This is a genomic window from Halobacillus sp. HZG1 (assembly GCF_035818575.1).
GTDB lineage: Bacteria > Bacillota > Bacilli > Bacillales > Halobacillaceae > Halobacillus > Halobacillus litoralis.
This window is the reverse complement of record NZ_JAYLVQ010000082.1, coordinates 47,129-66,488: the sequence shown is the minus strand read 5'-3', so window position 1 is coordinate 66,488 and position 19,360 is coordinate 47,129. Positions and strand designations below refer to the sequence as shown.

Here is a 19,360-nt window from a genome sequence, read left to right as displayed (position 1 = left end):
GGCACTTCCTGTCTTTGCTTATTTGCCCCTCATTATAAACTACCGGGAGCCGGCGGTAAAACAGAGAGAAGAAAAATGAGCCTCCCCCTTAGATTGGGAAGGCTCCTGGATTAACTCTTTTTGAATTTTTGAACCATAAGGAATCCGGCTGTTATCGTAAAAAAGATCAGCAGCAGACCCGTAAAACCGTTGGTGAAACCCGTACGCTCAATAGCAAATCCGAACATTGGAAAGCTGATCATAATGATAAAGCTCTCCATTAAACCGATCAATGAAAAGAAGGTGGATCTGACATTGCTTTTTAATAAGTCCTGCACAAATGAGCTGAAAATGGGTTCGAATAGACTCAACAGCTGCGCCAGGAATAGGAAGGATAGGAGAATGGCCCAGTCCATGGCAAAGATAAACAGGATGAAAAACAAAAGGAAAAGTCCTAAACCGTAATATAAGATATTGAAGAACTCAAATCGTTTTTCGACCTTGTAAGCGATTTTAGCCATGACAACACCCAATAGTCCCTCGATTGTAAATACAGCACCTACAACTACAGAAGAGTAACCTAACTGGATAAAGTATTCCTGGCCATAAAAAACGAGGATCACCATAACCGCACTCGCCAGAATAAATAACACCACAGGCTGGTGTAGGACCGAATTCTGCTTCCATACATCGATACCTAATTTAAATTGATGGACCCACTGGTTATACCATCGTCCGCCGATGTCCTCTGTCTTTTCTCGTTCCGGTTCTTTCAGTAAAAACAGAGGAATCAAGGCAAGGATGTGGGTGAAGATGGTGGAGCCATAGACCCACTCCCAGCTGATCTCTGCCATGAATCCTCCCAGGAACTTAGCAAGGCTCAAGGATAATAGAGCAAGAGCCGTCATGCTTCCAATCACCTTCGTATAATCTTTCTGCCTATTTTCATTTTTCAACGTATCATATGCAAAAGCCTGTTCCGCGCCTGAGTGGAAAGTAACCATGATTCCCATCGATAAAAAGGCGAGTGTGAACATCGAAAAAGTACCGCTGATCAACATGAACAGGCCATAAAAAAGACTGAACACATTCCCGATGACTAAGCTCACTTTCCTCCCGTACAAATCAGCAATCATTCCTGTCGGTACCTCAAACAGGACAATCGCTAAGTGAAGAAAAGCTTCCAGCAAACCAACCTGCCCGAACGTCATCCCTCTGTCTCCGAGGTAGATGACCCACAAGGCCCGGTCAAAAAACAACTGAGCAAAAAAGATATAGAAATACAGCATATAGATAGTGTGTTTTGTTTTAAACATGGTCATTCGTCCTCTCTTCTACATAAAAAAGCCACACGTGATCATTCCCGTGTGGCAGCCTCCGCTATTTAAAGGAAATCATATATACGTTCACTTTATGGAATTCAGCTAAAAAAGGACACACCTGTCCCTCTAATCGCTGATTTTCCAATAATAGACATCATGAAAAGCAGGTGCTTATCCTCACTTTTGATGTCTAAGGTGAATGCATGCATGAATTTCCCTCCTTTATGTACAAGATTGATCCCCATTATATAACGGTTCAGAACTTAAGACAACTTCATCTGGTCCAATAGCAACCCTCTGCCTTTTTTCTCTATTTCATCCGAAAGCGAATCGATCTTTTCAAAAACAGTCCATACAATAAACGACCTTTTTGTTGTATCTCTATGAAAACAATGATACTATACTATTCAGTAATAGTATGACACATTAAAACGAATTAGAACAATTAGTGTGACATAATAAAAGGGGCATAAATGCAGGAAGCTGTACATAACATCATCGCTTTCCCGCCCCTCCTCATCACTAAAAGTAAGGGAGATGGATTGTGACTACTAAAGAAATGGTGTATATCGTGTCAGATTCAGTCGGTGAAACAGCTGAATTAATGGTAAAAGCTGTGGCGAGTCAGTTTTTTGGTCAGGATGTTGAAATCCAGCACTTCTCCTATGTAGAAGATGAGCAGGATATTAATAATGTCATCACAGTGGCGAAGTATCGTCCATCCATCATCGCTTACACCATCGTCCTTCCTGATTTGAAGGAATACCTTGACCACAGGGCTGAAGAAGAACAAATCATTGCGGTGGATTTAATGTATCCGTTGATGAATGCGTTCGCTGAAAAATTCAATATGCAGCCTAATCGTCAACCGGGACAGATGAGAAAGTTGGATGAGAACTACTTTAAACGAGTGGAAGCGATTGAGTTTGCTGTGAAGTATGATGACGGACAGGAAGTCAGAGGATTGAAACAAGCCGATATTGTTCTTGTCGGAGTGTCACGAACCTCAAAGACTCCTCTTTCTATGTATCTAGCGAATAAGCAATTCAAGGTGGCCAACGTCCCACTCATCCCGGAGGTCCCGCCTCCAGAAGAACTTTTTAACATCCCTAGAAAAAAGTGCGTGGGATTGATCATCTCACCGGAAAAGTTAAATGACATTCGCAGAGAGCGATTAAAAAGACTCGGGTTAACAAACTCAGCCAGTTATGCCTCGTTGAATAGAATTTTTGAAGAATTAACATGTGCGGAAGACATCATGAAAAAGATCGGATGTCCAGTCATCGATGTCTCCAATAAAGCCATCGAAGAGACGGCCGATATCATTCTGGCCATGTTTAATAAAAGGGGGAGCTTTGCCTAATGGAAAACAATGTTGTATTCATGTTTGATCACACAGAAAGCGGCAAGAAGGAACTTCTAGGTGGAAAAGGCGCAAACTTAGCGGAAATGACCCGTATCGGTTTACCTGTCCCATATGGTTTTACGATTACGACCGCTGCCTGTAACGCGTACTATGATTCAGGTGAAGTCATTTCGCCGGAAGTCGAAGCCCAGGTATTACAATCCCTTCAAACGCTTGAATCCAAAACAGATAAACGCTTAGGTGATCCAACCAATCCGCTGCTTGTTTCGGTGCGCTCAGGTGCTGTACATTCCATGCCCGGGATGATGGATACTGTTTTGAACCTTGGCATGAATGATGAAACGGTCAAAGGAATGGCAGAACTTACGAATAACCCTCGCTTTGCCTATGACTCCTACCGCCGGTTCATTCAGATGTTCGGGAATGTTGTTCTGGATATAGAAAACTATCTTTTTGAACAACAGTTGGAAGAGATCCGTGAAGAAAAAGGGTACCACTCCGATACAGAATTGACAGCTGAAGATTGGAAGCTGGTCATCGAAGCATTCAAATCCATTGTGATCAAAAATACAAAACGAAGCTTTCCTCAGGATCCCAAAGAACAACTTTTCCTTACGATACAGGCTGTGTTTGACTCATGGAATAACCAGAGGGCTATTCTGTACCGCCGCCTGCATCAAATTCCCGGACACCTTGGGACAGCCGTCAATATTCAAAGCATGGTTTTCGGAAATATGGGGGAAGATTCCGGGACAGGCGTCGCCTTTACACGCAATCCTTCTACTGGTGAGTCCAAACTTTATGGGGAATACTTGATCAACGCACAGGGAGAAGACGTTGTGGCAGGAATTCGTACACCTCAGCCGATTGCGACGCTCAAAGATGAGATGCCGGATGTGTTTCAGCAATTGGTGGAGACCTGTCAGCTGTTAGAAGACCATTACAAAGATATGCAGGACATTGAATTCACCGTAGAACGCGGGAAGCTGTTCATCCTTCAAACACGAACAGGTAAACGAACCGCCCAGGCTGCCATTCGTATCGCAGTTGAAATGGTGAAAGAAAAAATCATGGATCAGCGTGAAGCTCTTTTACGTGTGGACCCAGATCAGCTCAACCAGCTGCTCCACCACCGCATTGATCCTGACTACAAGAGAGAAAAATTAGCGGCTGGCTTACCCGCTTCCCCTGGAGCAGCCACCGGCCAAGTCGTCTTTGATGCAGATGAAGCCGATCAGCTGTCCAAGGATGGAAAAAAGGTGGTTCTCGTCCGACCAGAAACGACGCCTGATGATATCCATGGCATCATCGCTTCTCAAGCTACCGTTACGAGCCGGGGCGGGATGACCAGTCATGCCGCCGTGGTCGCAAGAGGTATGGGGAAAGCCTGTATCTGCGGATGTGACGCGTTGAAAATTCATTTGGATTCCAAACAGTTCATTGTAGGGGATACCACTGTGAACCACGGAGATATCATTACGATCGATGGTTCAACCGGAGAAATATTCCTCGGTGAAATTCCAATGATCGAACCGGAACTTTCAGAGGAATTCCAGTTACTTCTACGCTGGGCAGATGAAGAAAGAAAAATGGGTGTACGGGCGAATGCCGACAATCCGACAGATGCTGCGAAAGCTCTGGAGTTTGGAGCCGGTGGCATTGGACTCTGCCGTACAGAGCATATGTTTATGGACAGCTCCCGCATCCCTACCGTTCAAAGCATGATTCTATCTGAATCCATTACGGAACGGAAGGAGCATCTCGATCAGCTCCTCCCGATGCAGCAGCAGGATTTTGAACAGATTTTCGAAACGATGCAGGGCCACCCGATTACCGTACGCTTGCTGGATCCACCACTTCATGAATTTATGCCAGACAAAGAAGAACTGCTTGTTGATGTGACAAGACTGCAAATCACAAGTCCTGACTCCAACGAGCTGCAGGCAAAGCAAAACCTTTTACGCAAAGTACGATTATTAGAAGAGGCGAATCCAATGTTGGGCCTCCGTGGCTGCCGCTTAGGTATGATCCATCCTGAAATTTACGAAATGCAGATCCTGGCTATTTTCCAAGCGATGTCTACCGTCATGAAAAAAGGAATCGACGTGAAACCGGAAATCATGATCCCTCTTGTCAGCCACGTAAATGAACTGAAAGAAATGCGTCAATTGGTCATTCGGATCAGCCAGCATGTTCAATCGGAAACAGGACAGGAGTTCAAGTATCTTATTGGAACCATGATTGAAACGCCACGCGCAGCACTTACGGCCGATCAAATTGCTGGAGAAGCCGACTTTTTCTCCTTTGGAACCAATGATCTAACTCAAACGACGTTTGGATTCAGTCGAGACGATGCAGAAGGTAAATTCCTCCAATATTATGTAGATAGCGATGTGCTCCAGAGAAATCCATTCGTTTCCTTAGACCAGGACGGCGTCGGAAAACTGGTGGAAACTGGTGTGAACCTCGGCAAAGAAACAAATCCTGCACTGAAAACAGGGATTTGTGGAGAGCACGGTGGAGAAAAAGAGTCCATTCAATTCTGCTATGATTTAGGGCTGGAGTATGTAAGCTGTTCTCCTTTCCGAGTTCCATCGGCAAGACTCTCAGCCGCTCAGTCCACCATCCGCAGTGAACGGAACAAGTCCCGGAAAGAACCGCAGTATAATTAATGGAAAGATGAACACCGAATTTCCTTCTATCTTAATAAAAATCACGCTCCATCCTCTTTGGATGGAGCGTGATTTTTTTCTGTATATTCTATTTCACGATCCTGGATCATCAAGCCCCTACCATAAAAAAGAGAAGGCTCCCCATCATTCATGTACGCTTCTCAAGCCATACATTGTGATAGAGGCCTTCTCTCTTCTCTAAAGACTTTTATTTGGTTACAGCTTTTTTAGATTTAGGAACTGTCCCTGCTTCCGCTGGGTGGACGCCATGCTGGTAGTAATCAGCGTCGATTGGATCCAGTGGCTGACGGCCAAGGATCAAGTCTGCTGCTTTCTCTGCCAACATCAAGACAGGGGCGTGGATGTTTCCGTTTGTCACGTAAGGCATAGCCGATGCATCGACCACGCGTACGTTATCAAGTCCATGAACCTTCATGGATTCCGGGTCTACGACAGACATAGGATCTGATTCAGGTCCCATTTTTGCTGTACAGGATGGGTGAAGAGCTGTCTCCGCATCTTCTCTTACCCATTCAAGGATTTCTTCCTCTGTTTGAACCGTAGGACCAGGTGAAATTTCACCGGCATTGTATTGTTTCATAGATGGCTGGGACATAATTTCACGAGTGATATTAATAGCTTCAATCCACTCACGTTTGTCCTGTTCTGTAGAAAGATAGTTATACACCATGCTTGGGTGCTCTTTCGGATCTTTGGATTTAATCTTCAATGATCCGCGGGCATCAGAGTACATTGGTCCGATGTGTACCTGGAATCCGTGATCTGTCGGTGCTTTTTGTCCATCGTAACGAACCGCTACCGGAAGGAAGTGGAACATCAAGTTCGGGTAGTCCACCTCATCGTTGGAACGGACGAAACCTCCGCCTTCGAAGTGGTTCGTCGCAGCTGGGCCTGTGCGTCCAAGCATCCACTGTAGACCGATCCAAGGCATACGGCGCTTCTGAAGATTCGGCTGTTCGGAAACAGGAACCGGGCAAGCGTGCTGGACATATACTTCAAGGTGATCCTGAAGGTTTTCTCCGACACCTGGAAGATCAACGACTGGATCAATGCCAAGGGAACGAAGGTGTTTCGCATCGCCTACACCAGATAGTTGAAGCAGCTGTGGCGTGTTGATCGCTCCACCAGCAAGGATGACTTCTCCCGCTTCTACTTGATGCATTTTTCCGTTTCGCTTATACGTTAACCCTTTGGCTTTTGTGCCATCAAAGTCAATGCTCGTAACGAAAGCACGAGTTTTGACTGTCAGGTTTTCACGGTCCATGACCGGGTGCAGGTAAGCACGGGATGCGGACAAGCGCTGCCCTTTGTATACATGCTTATCAAACGGTCCGAAACCTTCCTGGCGAAATCCGTTAACGTCAGGGGTACGGTTATAACCAGCTTCTACAGCTGAATCAAAGAAGGCTTGGAAGAGAGGGTTCTTCGCTGGACCGCGCTCCAATTTAATTGGACCATCGTGACCGCGCATATCATCATCCGGTGATGCCAGCGCATTTTCCAGACGTTTGAAGTATGGAAGGCAGTGAGCCCAATCCCAGTTCGTCATGCCTTCGTCGGCACCCCAGCGTTCATAGTCTTTCGGGTTTCCACGTTGGTAGATCATCCCGTTAATAGAACTGGAACCTCCAAGTACCTTTCCTCGCGCATGAGGAATACGGCGTCCGTTCATATAAGGTTCAGGATCGGATTCGTACTGCCAGTCATAAAGGTTTTTGCCTGAAGGGAACGGCAGAGCAGCAGGCATTTGGATCAATAGATCCCAAGAATAGTCACTGCGTCCTGCTTCCAATACAAGTACACTTTTTTTTCCATCTTCACTCAGGCGGTTTCCCATTACAGAACCTGCACTACCGCCTCCAACGATTACGTAATCATATGATTCAATCATAGCCATACACTGTTCCTCCTTGATGTTAAATTCGGTCAGAAGGAGGTCAAAGTCCCCCTTCTCCCTTTATCTGAGTTTGATTATGAATGTTAATAATAAATGGTCCGCTTAGAACCAGTTGATTTGTTCTGGTTTAAGGTTTTGGAAAATATGCTTCGTTTCTGTATATTCTTCAATTCCTAATTTACCTAGTTCGCGTCCAATTCCGGACTGCTTATATCCACCCCACGGCGCGTGTGGGAAATACAGGTTGAATTCATTGATCCAAACCGTACCCATGCGCATCTTCGCCGCACAGCGCTCTGCTTTTGCGATATCGTTTGTGAAGACACCGCCGGCAAGTCCATAGATGGAATCATTCGCAAGTTTCACAGCTTCTTCTTCTTTCGTGAACTTCTCAACTGTGATGACTGGACCGAAACCTTCTTCCTGGACGACCGTCATGTCGGTTGTGCAATCGGTGAAAATCGTCGGCAGGAAGAAAAAGCCGTTCTGTAATTCAGGGTCTTCCGGTCGTTTACCGCCAACGGCTACCGTAGCCCCTTCTTCAATTCCTGCTTCTACATACTTTTCAACTTTCGCAAGGTGGTCAGCAGAAATCAGTGGTCCCATTTGGGTATCTTCGTCAAATCCGCTTCCCAGTTTGAATTTCTTCACTCGCTCGACAAGCGCATGGACGAACTCATCGTGAATGCTTTCTTCTACAATCAGTCTTGTCCCGGCAGAACAGATTTGACCGGCATGGAAGAATACGCCGTTCAATGCCTGATCGACAGCAAGATCAAAATCAGCATCTGCGAAAATGACATTCGGGTTTTTCCCGCCAAGTTCAAGAGCGAGCTTCTTCACATTCGCACTTGCTGCCTGCATGATTTTCTTCCCGGTCACAATACCGCCGGTGAAAGAAATGAGATCCACGTCTTCGTTGCTGGACAGTTCGGCACCTACCGTCGCGCCTGCACCAAGAACGAGGTTCGCAACACCAGCAGGTACACCCGCTTCTTCGATCAGTTCAAATACTTTGATATGCGTAAGCGGTGTGATTTCACTCGGCTTCATAACTAATGTGTTACCAGTTGCAAGCGCTGGAGCCAGTTTCCAGGACGCTTGTAGTAGAGGATAATTCCAAGGGGTAATCTGCCCACAAACACCAACCGGTTCGTGAACGACTTTACTGATGGAGTTCGGGACTGGAGAATCGATGATCTCGCCGCCGTTCTTATCCGCAATCTCTGCATAATAACGGAAAACTCCAGCGATATCGTCCATGTCTCCACGGCTCTCTTCTACTGTTTTACCAGTATCCAAGGATTCTAGATTCGCTAGCTCTTCTTTATCTCTCTCAATCAATTCAGCGATTCTACGTACGATTGCCCCACGCTCCGTTGCTGGGGTCGTCCGCCATTCGCCGTGATCGAAAGCTTCTCTTGCGGCAGCGATGGCTGCTCTTGTATCAGTTTCATCACCTTCTGGAACGATGGCGATTGTTTCCTGGTTGAATGGATTGATAATCGTACGCGTTTCCTCGGAATTCGCGTCTACCCATTTCCCATTGATGTATTGTTTCAATTTTATATTTACGTTCATTTGATCAACTCCAGTTCTGAAGTGAATTAAGTTTGTTAAGAATTTATTTAACGTTTTTAACACTAACATGTCTTTTTTAGGCTGTCAAAGTCATTTCAAAGAAAAAAAGCACCCGTTCCCCTACATTTGCTTTTGTGTAGGGGAAGCGAGGTGCTTCCTGTACTGAGATTCTTTTTTTCTACTTATTGAAGGAAGATTGTATCTCTCCCTGAGAATGGTAAGTGTACTTTCCGGCGTCATACCTATGGAAATTCCTTAGCAGTTAAATTGGACAGGTTCCCCATTTATGTAAGTCTTGAATTCCGATCATCTGATTCTGGGATGGGTCCATAAGTGCAACCATCACTTTCACATGATTTTGCATAATCATATATTGTTCTGTCGCGACCCGTTTGATCTCTGATTCTTGAATGCTGCAAATCAAAGACTCTAATTTGTCCAGTTCAGCTTTATGAACCGTTAAGTGCTCAGCCATCAAACTTAGATCGATCATTTTTAAGATCATATCCGTCACACCCCCTCCATTGAAATGTATTCTATTGATTGGAGGAAATGACGAAAGTATAAAACAACCTCTTCCTACTTCCTATTGTGAGAGCAGAATTGATCCGACGGTAAGGTATCTCTTCAATTAAATGATTCTTTTAAATGCTCCTTGAATAAAAAAGGTCATCCACTAGGGATGACCTTTTATGATTTATTCGTAACGATTCCACTGGACAACACTATCTAAAGGAAGACGTGTTTTCTGGAAACCTGCTTTGACCCCTTTACCAAGGGAGATCAGCATGACAGAAGTGTATTCTTCAGGAACATTAAAAGCTTTTAGAAGCTGTTCTTCATCATATCCTCCCATTGGTACGGTGTCATATCCTTTCGCTTTGGCAGCGAGCATGAACTGCATCGCAACGATCCCGCCGTCAATATGAGCGATTTTAGCAAGACGCTCTTCAGGGAAGTTTCCATAGTTGTCGAAGATACTGTTCACGTACATCTCTTTTACATCTTCCGGCATATTGCCTTTTTCAGCAATTTGAGAATAAATTTGATCGGCATTTTTATAGGCTTTCTTATCCCCAAGAACAGCAATGACAGCCGAAGCATCCACGATTTGCTGCTGATTATTCGCTATGGGAAGCATCCTCTCCTTCTCATCCTGCTCGTCTATGACAAGGAAACGCCATGATTGCAGGTTGGAAGATGAGGGAGCCAGCGCGGCGGTTTCCAACAACTCTTCAATTTCTTTACGTTCGATCTTGTAGTCCGGATCGTACTGACGTACAGAGCGTCGTTCTTTAGCTATTGTAAGAAAATCCGTATCATCAAGAACTTTCGGGGCTTCCTTCGTCGTATCGATTTCTTTTACTTTATTAAGGTATTCTTCTTTGGTCATTGTTTTGTGAGACATGAGTTTCCACTCCTTTAACTGTATCTTTAACAAATACAGTATAGAGCGTTAACTGTTACTTTGTCAAATACAGTTACTTATTAAAAGAAAACGAAACGGTCATCGTTTCGTTTTACTGTTCGATAAAATCTGATAAGGACTTTAACTGTAAACCTTCTACTATCCAAGACTCCATTTCTCTTTGTAAGTCACAAAGAGATTGTTGGGAAGTTCCTGAGAAACAGTGTTTCCCTTCCGTTTCAAAGTAATCCTTCACGACAGTCTCAGCACGAATCGCCTCATATACTTCAGATAGCTTGATGTCTTCTGTTTTTTTACTCAGGGCGTATCCACCATCCCGGCCTTCTTTTGCGCTTATTATCCCCGCCTTAACCAGATGAGTCAGGATCTTACGCAGATAAACAGATTGAGACTCCAGCTTCTCCGCAAGTTTCCCGCTCGGGCAGCGGCTTTCGTTCTCAGCTAAGACAATCAATGCTTTCAGCGCCATACTGAACCAACGCACATTATTCATTTTATCTGACATCGTTTCACCTCTTATCCAACCTATATTTTGGAACATGCGATACTAAAAGTCAAAGTTAAAAAGTCAAAAGCCGCTGGATTTAAATAGACCTCCGCCATCTTCTTGTACATACTCATGATTTATTTTGCATTTGTAAGTATTTAAGAAAAACACATACACCCATACTGGAACCCTTTAAACCGCCTTCCATCAACTCCACCTTTCACTCATCATGAGTCTTTATTCTTTACTTGAGTCGTTTATTTCCCTTCATGTAGGCATTTGGTTAAAACGAATAGCCCTATCTTTCATAGGATATTGAAGGAATCTTCCATGCCGAACCAGTACTTTTCACCCACTACTTATCATCCTTATCCCATCTGCATAGGAGGAACGTATTAACAGGAAAGGAGCTTGTTAAGAATGAACCCAGACTTATGTGAGCTTTTAGCTAATGACGGGTTTCTCAGGTGCTATTTGACCAATATGGAAGGAATACCTGTGGACGCCCCCACTTGCGAAGAGCTCCAGCAGCAAGGTGGCCGTGAGAATATAGAGGTCCTCTTACCCGGAGGAGAACAGGCCATGCTTCAAATAGTGAGAATCAAAAGCGAAGGGTATGTCGTCATAGAAGTAGGAGATGAAGACTCCCTGTGCATATCAGACCCGATTCCTTTTTGTTTTGTAGAAACATTGATCCTCTGCGCGCCGGATGGTACCACGGTCTCCTGTGAGGTGATGGAGTTCGAATGCCAGCCTTGTGTCAATTGCCGTGATGGAGAGTTTGAGTCCTTGGATATCCAATTCAATGTGTGCCTTAGCGTACAGACAGAGGCAGATGTAGTCATCGAGGTTGAAGCTGGATTCTGCCAGCCCCGAGAACCAATCACTCCTCCTTCTTGTGATTTTTCTGTCCCCAATCAGTGCCCTCCATTATTCCCGCTGGGAAGGGAAGCTCAAGGAGTAGATAAGGGAGACGAGGAAAAGTGCAATACTGACGTTGTAAAACCAAAGACATTAGCGCGCACACGCCTCCAGGAATCGGCCTGCGTATCAGTCGCAAAGGTGTACGATTGGGTGATACAGCAAAAAACACTGGAGAGAACGATTGACGCAGCAGATATCAATTTCATGTGTAACCCATGTGAAATTCATTTGTTCGTTCCCGCCGATATTGTATGCGACCGTTTCCTTTCAGGTAAAGTGGTTTGTGGAGATGTCGATGAAATTGAGGGAGCAGAAGTGACATTCAGTGCCGAGCCAGCCATTGTAGACTTCGTACCGGACTCTGTGTTCACTGATGATTACGGAAACTTTGAAGTGGAAGCGATCATCGATGCTGTGACTGAACCGACTCCTGTAGTGATTACGGCTACAACAGTAGTCAATGGGGAGATGATTCAAACATCGCTCCCAACAATTGTTGAATGCTTGGACGATCCTTGTAGTATTGAATTATTCGCACCAGCAGAAATCTCTTGCGAAGGTTTTGTGAGTGGAAGAGTCCAATGTAATGGCAGGCTCATTGAGGGAGTGACAGTAACTCTGGAAAGCAGCAATCCCGCAATCATAACGTTTACCCCGAACCCCGTGGTCACTGATTCTTTAGGGGACTACTTTGCCGGAGTAACCTTAGAAGATGAAACACCGCCTCAAACGATTACGATTACAGCTTCAGCGACGGTGGAAGGCCAGCCGGTTTCTAATTCTGTAGATGTATTTGTGGAGTGTGATCGACCATGTTAACTATTAATGTACCGGAATTGATTACTTGCGATGCAGTCATTACAGGAAATCTCAGTTGTCCCGTAGGTACTCCCGTTGAAGGAGCGGAAGTGTTTTTTAGTGATTTTCCTGAGGATGTCGTTTTTTATGATCCGAATCCTGCCATTACGGATGCGAATGGAGATTTCTCCACTACAGTCACCGTTCTTCCAGGCACCCCCCTTGTAGCGATTGACGTTTCAGCTACTGCAGAAGCCTTAGGGATCTTCTTCGAAACCCATGCAGGAACAGAAGTGGAATGCCCGGAAGTCGAATGCCCTTGTAAGTTTAGAATCGGAGTACAGGGGAACCGGGCGCCTGCAACTGTAGAAATTACCAATCAGGGAGTGCCTTCCACACTGGATGGGAACATAAACGTGACAGCCGTTCAATGCTTTACAGGAAGTCCAATGTGTAATCCTGCAGTGGATAACTTCAATGTCACCTTCGGTTCAGGTGGGACAACAATCAATTTCATTCAAGGAAGAAGAATTGAAATTGACTGCATCACTGATACTTTTGCGAGGGTTCGTGGAACAGCTTTGGGACGCGGGAACCTGTTCACCGGACTCTTTGAAGTACTGATTGAGGTGACCGTCAGTGCTGGGAATGTAGGGACATGGACAGTATTGGCTAACGATAATATGGGACACACCTTTTCAACGACATTTACGGCCAGGATGAATCCTATTACCTCGATCGGGGAGTGCGGGGTTCAATTTTAATCTGATGATGGAAAAAATCAGCTCAAAACTATAAATAAAAAGGGGGTGTCTATAGACATCCCCTTTTTCATGAACAGAATTGCCAAGAGTTTAAAGTGCGTTCAGGGTGCAAAAAACAAAATGAATCTTAAGTAACATTTTTTGGGAAGTGTTTTATCTTTTAATCATCCTTTCCCCTACGACGGACTATAAATTCGACATGCTCCCTCAAATTTCTGCTTTATCTTATAGGTAAGAAGGACAAGAACACCAACCACCCTTTCCTATTCTACAAAAAACCAGATAATTACAATTCTGCTAAACTATCAATAGCACGATTCTATTATGACTTAAGAGGAGGACATTGATTTGTCTAAAAAAGCCATCCCCCTGATGTTGGCCGCTGGAATTGTTTTAGGCTCCGTGCCTGCTGTCACTCTTGCTGACCCGCCTGCCCCAAATGAACAAGCTGATCACGCCTTTGATAATAAGGTGATTAAAAAAATTAGTGCCGAACGCCTTTACGAACGGGTGGACCTGCTGTCTAAACAGCCCCGGGAAGCAGGAACCCAAGGAGAGTATGAGGCCGTCCAGTACATTAAAAGCGAATTTGAAAGCTATGGATATGAAACAGAATTACAGCCTTTCACCTTCCAGGCGTGGGACGGAGGAACTTCCTCCATTTCCGTCAATGGCTCAGACTTTGAAAGTGGTGTCCATACCTTTAATGGATCTGTGAACGGTACAGTGGAAGCTCCATTGGAGTATGTAGGTCTGGCTTATGCCGAGGATGTACCGGATACCGTTTCCGGCAAAATTGCGTTGATTGAAAGAGGCGAAATCAGTTTTTACGAAAAAATAAAAAACGTGATCGATAAAGGTGCTGTGGGTGTAATTATGTTTAACCGTGAAGGAGCAGAAGGCAACGACTTCGGTTCTACATATGAAGGGCAGAACATTCCCGCTGTTGCGATCGACCGGGAAGCTGGAATGTCCCTCGTAAATCAACTTCAGTCTGAACAAGTCACGGCAGAAGTTTCCGTACAAGATGCAGGCCCGATCGATCAAACCTCTTATAACGTGATCGCCACCATGAAACCGCACAAAAATAAAGATACCGGACAAATCGTCACGGTTGGTGCCCACCATGACTCCGTGGCAGGCGGGCCAGGAGCCAATGATGATGCTTCCGGTGTGTCCGGGGTGTTGGAATTAGCTAAGATTATGGCGAAAACTCCTACGGACACCGAGTTGCGTTTTATGACCTTTGGAGCTGAAGAAAAAGGATTGCTCGGTTCTTATCACTACGTCAGTACACTTAGCGATAATGAAATCAGCCGAATCTCCGCCCATTTTCAAATGGACATGATCGGAAGCCGCGATTCTGGCGACCTGATTATGTTCACACCGGATGGAGAGAAAAATCTAGTCACAGATTTAGGAGCGTCTGCAGGGGCAAGAGTAGCAGAAGTAGTCGAATACGGACAGCTTGGCCGCAGCGACCATGTTCCGTTTTATCTGGAAGGAATTCCTTCTGCACTGTTTATCCATGCGCCTCTTGAGCCGTGGTACCATTCCCCTGAAGATACGTTAGATAAAATCAGTAAAGAGAAATTGAAAGAAACGACAGAAATTGTAGGGGCAGCCGTCTATCAAATTGCAAGACCAGATACACCTGCCCTTGAAAATGCACGCGTCGCGCCTGGTCCTGTTCATTATGAGTTTGATGATCGTCCCCTATAATTTTTAATTTTTCCAGTAAGCAGCCAGTCTATGTCAGACTGGCTGCTTTAAATATTTCATAGACTTTGTGTAGAGTAAAAAAAACGATCTCCATAGAATGAAAGAGTGAAACAGGCGTAATCCTCCTCCTCTGTAAATAAAATAAAAGAAGCCTAACAATCAAGAGGAGAGATAGATATGCTGAAGAAGTTCGTGGACCCCCTTCCCACCATGAAAGCCATCCGCCCAACGAGTCATATTCAGAATGTCCCCTTCTATGAGGTGAACATGCAGGAAACCTTTCAGAAACTGCACCGAGACCTCCCCCCAACGAAGGTCTGGGGATATAACGGACTGTACCCTGGTCCAACTTTTCATGTGCAGAGACATCAGCTGGTCCACGTTTTATGGAAAAATGAACTTCCTGAACATCACTTTCTTCCCGTTGATACAACCGTTCATGGGGCTGAGAAAAACAACCCGGAAGTGCGGACTGTGGTGCACCTGCATGGAGGGGTGACGCCAGATACTAGTGATGGGTATCCAGAAGCATGGTTCACACGTAATTTTCAAAAAGTAGGACCCCATTTCACAAATAAGCTCTACACGTACCCCAATCATCAGCCAGCGACCAACTTGTGGTACCACGACCACGCCATGGGCATCACACGACTCAATATTTACGCCGGACTTGCAGGCATGTATATCATCCATGACCAGGAAGAAAAACGATTAAATCTTCCATGCGGCCCCTACGACATCCCGCTGATCATTCAGGACCGTTCCTTTCATAAAGATGGCCGTCTCTTCTACCCATCGGAACCAGACAAACCTGAAACAGCTCCCCACCCCTCTGTCGTACCAGATTTCTTCGGAGATACCATCCTGGTGAATGGCAAAGTATGGCCTTATATGAACGTAGAACCAAGGAGATACCGTTTCCGCATTCTGAACGGCTCAAACTCCCGCTTCTATCGTTTGACCCTTTCCAACGGAACACCTTTTATACAGATTGGCACTGATCAAGGGTTACTTGAAACCCCGATCCGCGTCCCTTCCCTTATATTAGCGCCAGCGGAAAGAGCGGATGTGATCATCGATTTTTCTACTTGTGTCGGAGAATCAATCGTCCTGCAAAACGATTTTGAAAGGAAAGGAGAAAAACCCGACCCGGAGACGACGGGGAGTGTGATGCAATTTCGTATAGTCAATTCTCTCAGCTGTCAGGATAAAAGTTCCATACCCACTCACCTGGCATCTGTCCCCAAGCTCACACAATATCAGCAAAATAGGACCTTACGCCTCAATATGCGAAAAGATTCCTACGGGCGCAACATCCACTTGTTAGACGACCGGCTGTGGTCAGAACCCGTTTCAGAGACACCGAAGCTTGGTCAAACGGAAATATGGACGCTGATTAACGAAACCCAGGATATACACCCTATCCACCTTCATTTAGTCCGGTTCCAAATTCTCGATCGCCAACCCTTCGATCGTGATGTCTTTGAAAAGGAAGGGCGGCTCATTCCTGCAGGTCCACGTGTACTTCCAGATTTAAATGAACGAGGGTGGAAGGATACCGTCCGGGCTAATCCTGGTGAAATTACGCGGATCATCATTCCATTCGGTCCTTATCCTGGATTATTCGTATGGCACTGCCATATTTTAGAGCATGAAGACTATGAGATGATGCGTCCGTATTTAGTCATAAAGTACAGGAAAAAAGGGGAGCAGTAAAAACAAAAAGTTCCGCTCACGAGAATATCGAGAGCAGAACTTTTTTCATGGTGAGCAAAGAATTCGTTTATTTAAAATTCATTCCGCAACACCGGCAAAGCAAACAATTTTACCAAGCCAATGATTCCTAACAACAGAAAGATCAAGCTATACGTGGAATAAGCCAATATCCAACCAAACACCGCCGGGCCGAGAATCGCCCCGATATTCAGCACAATGATACAGATGCTGAACCCTTGGGCTGGGAACTTCGGAAAAACTTTCGCACTCCAAATGGGCAGATATGCGGCGTATAACATGAAGGAGATGCCAAACGTCAATCCTGAGAAACATACAATAAGCCATCCTTGAGATAAGAACAGGACCGACATGCTGAGGGAATAAAGGACGATCGTCATTGCAAAACTCAACCTCATCCCCCACTTACTGATGAGTTCTCCCCCTAACAGTCCGGCCAGGCCTCCTACACCTGTGATCAGGAAGAAAATCGCATTTGAATTAGCGATAGAGAAATTATCCTGCACAAAGTCCGCAGAATACGTCCAATAGGTAGACTCCGTGAAACCGAATAAGAACGACGCTGCATAGAACGGCTTCGTATATTTCGTGAACAAAGGCCGAAGATCCGCGATTCTAATTCGCTTTACATTTGAATCCTCTTTCTGATAGGGTACCGTCTTATACGCCCACCAATAGATGAGGTAGCCCGCCACAGCTCCACCACCCCAAACCAGTCTCCAATTTCCGTCCAGGAGCAAGTAGATGAGAGAAATGAAAATCAGCCCCACCGTTGAACCCGTACTGATAATGGCAAGCGTCCGCTTCTGAATGTTTTCAGGCAGGTGCTCGTTCACACTTTGGGAGAAAGAAGACCATGTCAGACCGGGACTGAATCCTGCAAGTAAACAGGAGGCTGCAAAAACAAGCCAGCTTCCTGTAAGAGAGGCAACCAACAACCCTGTCGAAGCCGTCATGATTCCAGCCATAATGACATGCCGTGACCCGAACCTTGCCACAAATAGGACAACGATTAACGCACCTGCTAAAAATGTGACAAACGTAAGACTGGAAATTATCCCCAGAAGGGAAGTAGAAAGACCGAAAGCTTTCTTAAATTCACTAAACAACAGCCCATAGCCGTACCGGAACCACCCAAAAATAATCATAAGCGCAAGCAAACCGATTATTGATATGGAGGGTATTTTCTCTGTTTTTATCATATGTCCACCCCATCATCTTTTAGTTATTTTCCTGGAAAAGATTTTCCCCTTCTTATTTACCTTTAAAACTTAAAAGTAAGAAATTGTTTTTAACAGCTGGGTTGACTTGACACTTACTGAAAATTAGAGTGGGTGTAAGTAAACGTGGTGTAGAAAAATCATTTGAGATTTGATAGATGAATGGATGAAATAAAAAAAGTTGGCCTCTCTTTTCTTGAGAGTCCAACTTTAATTACAATAATAAAATTCATATTAGGAATGGTCTATGCGAAAGTGCCTCCCCCGCTCCACCATTGCGTGGCACCATATCCAGAACGAAAGTTACATAGGTTTATTACTGAATAACCCAGCCATCTCAACCGGATAATCAATAAACGGATTCCGATTTCCCTGAAGCTCAAAAATCGCCTGATTCCGGTGAAATTCATAGATTTCAGGTGGTTCATTCCTATGCCACTCAAGCATAAGATCCACATCGATTTTTTCTCTATGATTTGATTCCAATTCATCCGGGTATCTCAGCAAAAAATAAAGCATCGCACGCGCCACCGTGCCTTTGGCGTATTCCGGTTCAAATAATTCTTCCTCTGCTTTTCCGCATTGATCCTCGATTCGAAGGACCCCCGCCTCTTGTCCAGCCGGATAATCATGAAAATCATGATAAGGAAAATTACTCCTGATTGAATTACATAAAGGTTCACAGGTGAATAAATGATGCAGGTCCCCCCGCATGGGTTCCTTCGCGTCATACCAGGATTGAGGGACGACGTGTTCACAATTGTATTTAAAGGCGGTAACTGCCTCTGCCATCACGGTCATCAGATTCTCGTTCTTTTTGTTAGCTCTTATTTTTTGTTCACGTTTCTGCGAAGCTACATAATCTTCCTGTATGATATCCTCCGGCTCTCTTACTTCTCCTGAATAGATGCTCTGTAACTTTCCATCTGGTCGCAGATCTACCCAGGGATAAACGTATGAGCTCGGGTCGTAGCGGAAATAGTTTGTATGTGTCGACTGGATTAATTCCATAACCTTTTTTATTGCTGTACTATTGGCAGAATCCGAAAGATCAACAGACGCATAATATTCTTGTTTCTTTTGTTCGTTTTTACTTTCATCAAAGTAGAGCTGTTGATTCTTATCAATCGCTTCCTTGTTTTTCTTCGCTTGTTTTACGATTTCGTCTATTCGTTCCGGGTCCGTAGATACGGAAATCGCCTGGCTGATCATTTTATCCATCCATTGATCCCTCCTAATAATCTATGTGAACGGTAAAGCTTTCTCTCCTCTATCCATTCCACTCATTCGTTTCATTCCCCTTTTATAGAAGTAATAAATTTGAATAAAAGTACAGAGAAGTTTACAAGTCTATTTGAATTTTAGATACATGATGAAGAGAGGAGGTTATAATAATAAATTCAAAATGCCTGCTCCCAAATCGCTAAAATTATATAGTTGAGGA

The 19,360-nt window shown here is 44.7% G+C and carries 14 protein-coding genes; 6 read left to right on the top strand and 8 right to left on the bottom strand.

All coding sequences use genetic code 11. The features are described 5' to 3' along the window. Nucleotides 1-110: 110 nt before the first annotated feature. Nucleotides 111-1,295 (bottom strand): MFS transporter, encoded by a 1,185-nt coding sequence (locus VKA52_RS17535; RefSeq protein ID WP_326316627.1) that lies wholly within the window; start codon nucleotides 1,293-1,295, stop codon nucleotides 111-113. Nucleotides 1,296-1,845: 550 nt separating this feature from the next. Here VKA52_RS17535 and VKA52_RS17530 point away from each other — a divergent pair. Together VKA52_RS17530 and ppdK are read left to right on the top strand one after the other, a co-directional pair. Further along, nucleotides 1,846-2,664 carry a pyruvate, water dikinase regulatory protein gene (locus VKA52_RS17530; protein WP_160915960.1) on the top strand — a complete coding sequence of 273 codons (819 nt, stop codon included), beginning with the start codon at nucleotides 1,846-1,848 and terminating at the stop codon, nucleotides 2,662-2,664. Beyond that, on the top strand, nucleotides 2,664-5,339 hold the full coding sequence (gene ppdK, locus VKA52_RS17525) for a pyruvate, phosphate dikinase (protein ID WP_326316626.1): 2,676 nt from the start codon (nucleotides 2,664-2,666) through the stop codon (nucleotides 5,337-5,339). Before VKA52_RS17530 ends, ppdK begins: the two co-directional genes overlap by 1 nt. A 208-nt stretch (nucleotides 5,340-5,547) precedes the next feature. Here ppdK and betA read toward each other — a convergent pair whose 3' ends face one another. The 5 genes from betA to VKA52_RS17500 all read right to left on the bottom strand — a co-directional run bounded on the left by betA (nucleotide 5,548) and on the right by VKA52_RS17500 (nucleotide 10,772). Beyond that, nucleotides 5,548-7,251: a choline dehydrogenase gene (gene betA, locus VKA52_RS17520; RefSeq protein WP_326316662.1), complete on the bottom strand. Its 1,704-nt coding sequence runs from the start codon at nucleotides 7,249-7,251 to the stop codon at nucleotides 5,548-5,550. Between the two features lie 108 nt (nucleotides 7,252-7,359). Next, on the bottom strand, nucleotides 7,360-8,838 hold the full coding sequence (gene betB, locus VKA52_RS17515) for a betaine-aldehyde dehydrogenase (RefSeq protein ID WP_326316625.1): 1,479 nt from the start codon (nucleotides 8,836-8,838) through the stop codon (nucleotides 7,360-7,362). Between the two features lie 262 nt (nucleotides 8,839-9,100). Further along, complete coding sequence (locus tag VKA52_RS17510) at nucleotides 9,101-9,343, bottom strand: hypothetical protein (protein ID WP_326316624.1); 243 nt, start codon at nucleotides 9,341-9,343, stop codon at nucleotides 9,101-9,103. A gap of 192 nt (nucleotides 9,344-9,535) precedes the next feature. Next, nucleotides 9,536-10,246, bottom strand: a complete 711-nt coding sequence (locus VKA52_RS17505; RefSeq protein ID WP_326316623.1) for a nitroreductase family protein — start codon at nucleotides 10,244-10,246, stop codon at nucleotides 9,536-9,538. Between the two features lie 112 nt (nucleotides 10,247-10,358). After that, nucleotides 10,359-10,772 carry an RrF2 family transcriptional regulator gene (locus VKA52_RS17500; RefSeq protein ID WP_326316622.1) on the bottom strand — a complete coding sequence of 138 codons (414 nt, stop codon included), beginning with the start codon at nucleotides 10,770-10,772 and terminating at the stop codon, nucleotides 10,359-10,361. A 402-nt stretch (nucleotides 10,773-11,174) separates the two neighbouring features. On the opposite strand from VKA52_RS17500, the gene VKA52_RS17495 reads away from it, so the two are divergent. The 4 genes from VKA52_RS17495 to VKA52_RS17480 all read left to right on the top strand — a co-directional run bounded on the left by VKA52_RS17495 (nucleotide 11,175) and on the right by VKA52_RS17480 (nucleotide 16,678). Beyond that, nucleotides 11,175-12,497, top strand: coding sequence for a hypothetical protein (locus VKA52_RS17495; protein ID WP_326316621.1), 1,323 nt, complete (start codon nucleotides 11,175-11,177; stop codon nucleotides 12,495-12,497). Further along, nucleotides 12,491-13,240, top strand: coding sequence for a hypothetical protein (locus tag VKA52_RS17490; RefSeq protein WP_326316620.1), 750 nt, complete (start codon nucleotides 12,491-12,493; stop codon nucleotides 13,238-13,240). Before VKA52_RS17495 ends, VKA52_RS17490 begins: the two co-directional genes overlap by 7 nt. 348 nt (nucleotides 13,241-13,588) lie before the next feature. Then, the gene (locus VKA52_RS17485) at nucleotides 13,589-14,962 is read left to right on the top strand and encodes a M28 family peptidase (protein WP_326316619.1); all 1,374 of its coding nucleotides are present in this window, start codon (nucleotides 13,589-13,591) and stop codon (nucleotides 14,960-14,962) included. 177 nt (nucleotides 14,963-15,139) lie between these two features. Further along, nucleotides 15,140-16,678, top strand: a complete 1,539-nt coding sequence (locus tag VKA52_RS17480; protein WP_326316618.1) for a multicopper oxidase family protein — start codon at nucleotides 15,140-15,142, stop codon at nucleotides 16,676-16,678. Nucleotides 16,679-16,749: 71 nt separating this feature from the next. Here the strand turns inward: VKA52_RS17480 and VKA52_RS17475 are convergent, their stop codons facing one another. Both VKA52_RS17475 and VKA52_RS17470 read right to left on the bottom strand, forming a co-directional pair. Further along, nucleotides 16,750-17,898 carry an MFS transporter gene (locus tag VKA52_RS17475; protein WP_326316617.1) on the bottom strand — a complete coding sequence of 383 codons (1,149 nt, stop codon included), beginning with the start codon at nucleotides 17,896-17,898 and terminating at the stop codon, nucleotides 16,750-16,752. 321 nt (nucleotides 17,899-18,219) lie between these two features. Continuing rightward, nucleotides 18,220-19,137, bottom strand: a complete 918-nt coding sequence (locus VKA52_RS17470) for an endonuclease (protein ID WP_326316616.1) — start codon at nucleotides 19,135-19,137, stop codon at nucleotides 18,220-18,222. Between the last annotated feature and the right edge of the window lie 223 nt (nucleotides 19,138-19,360).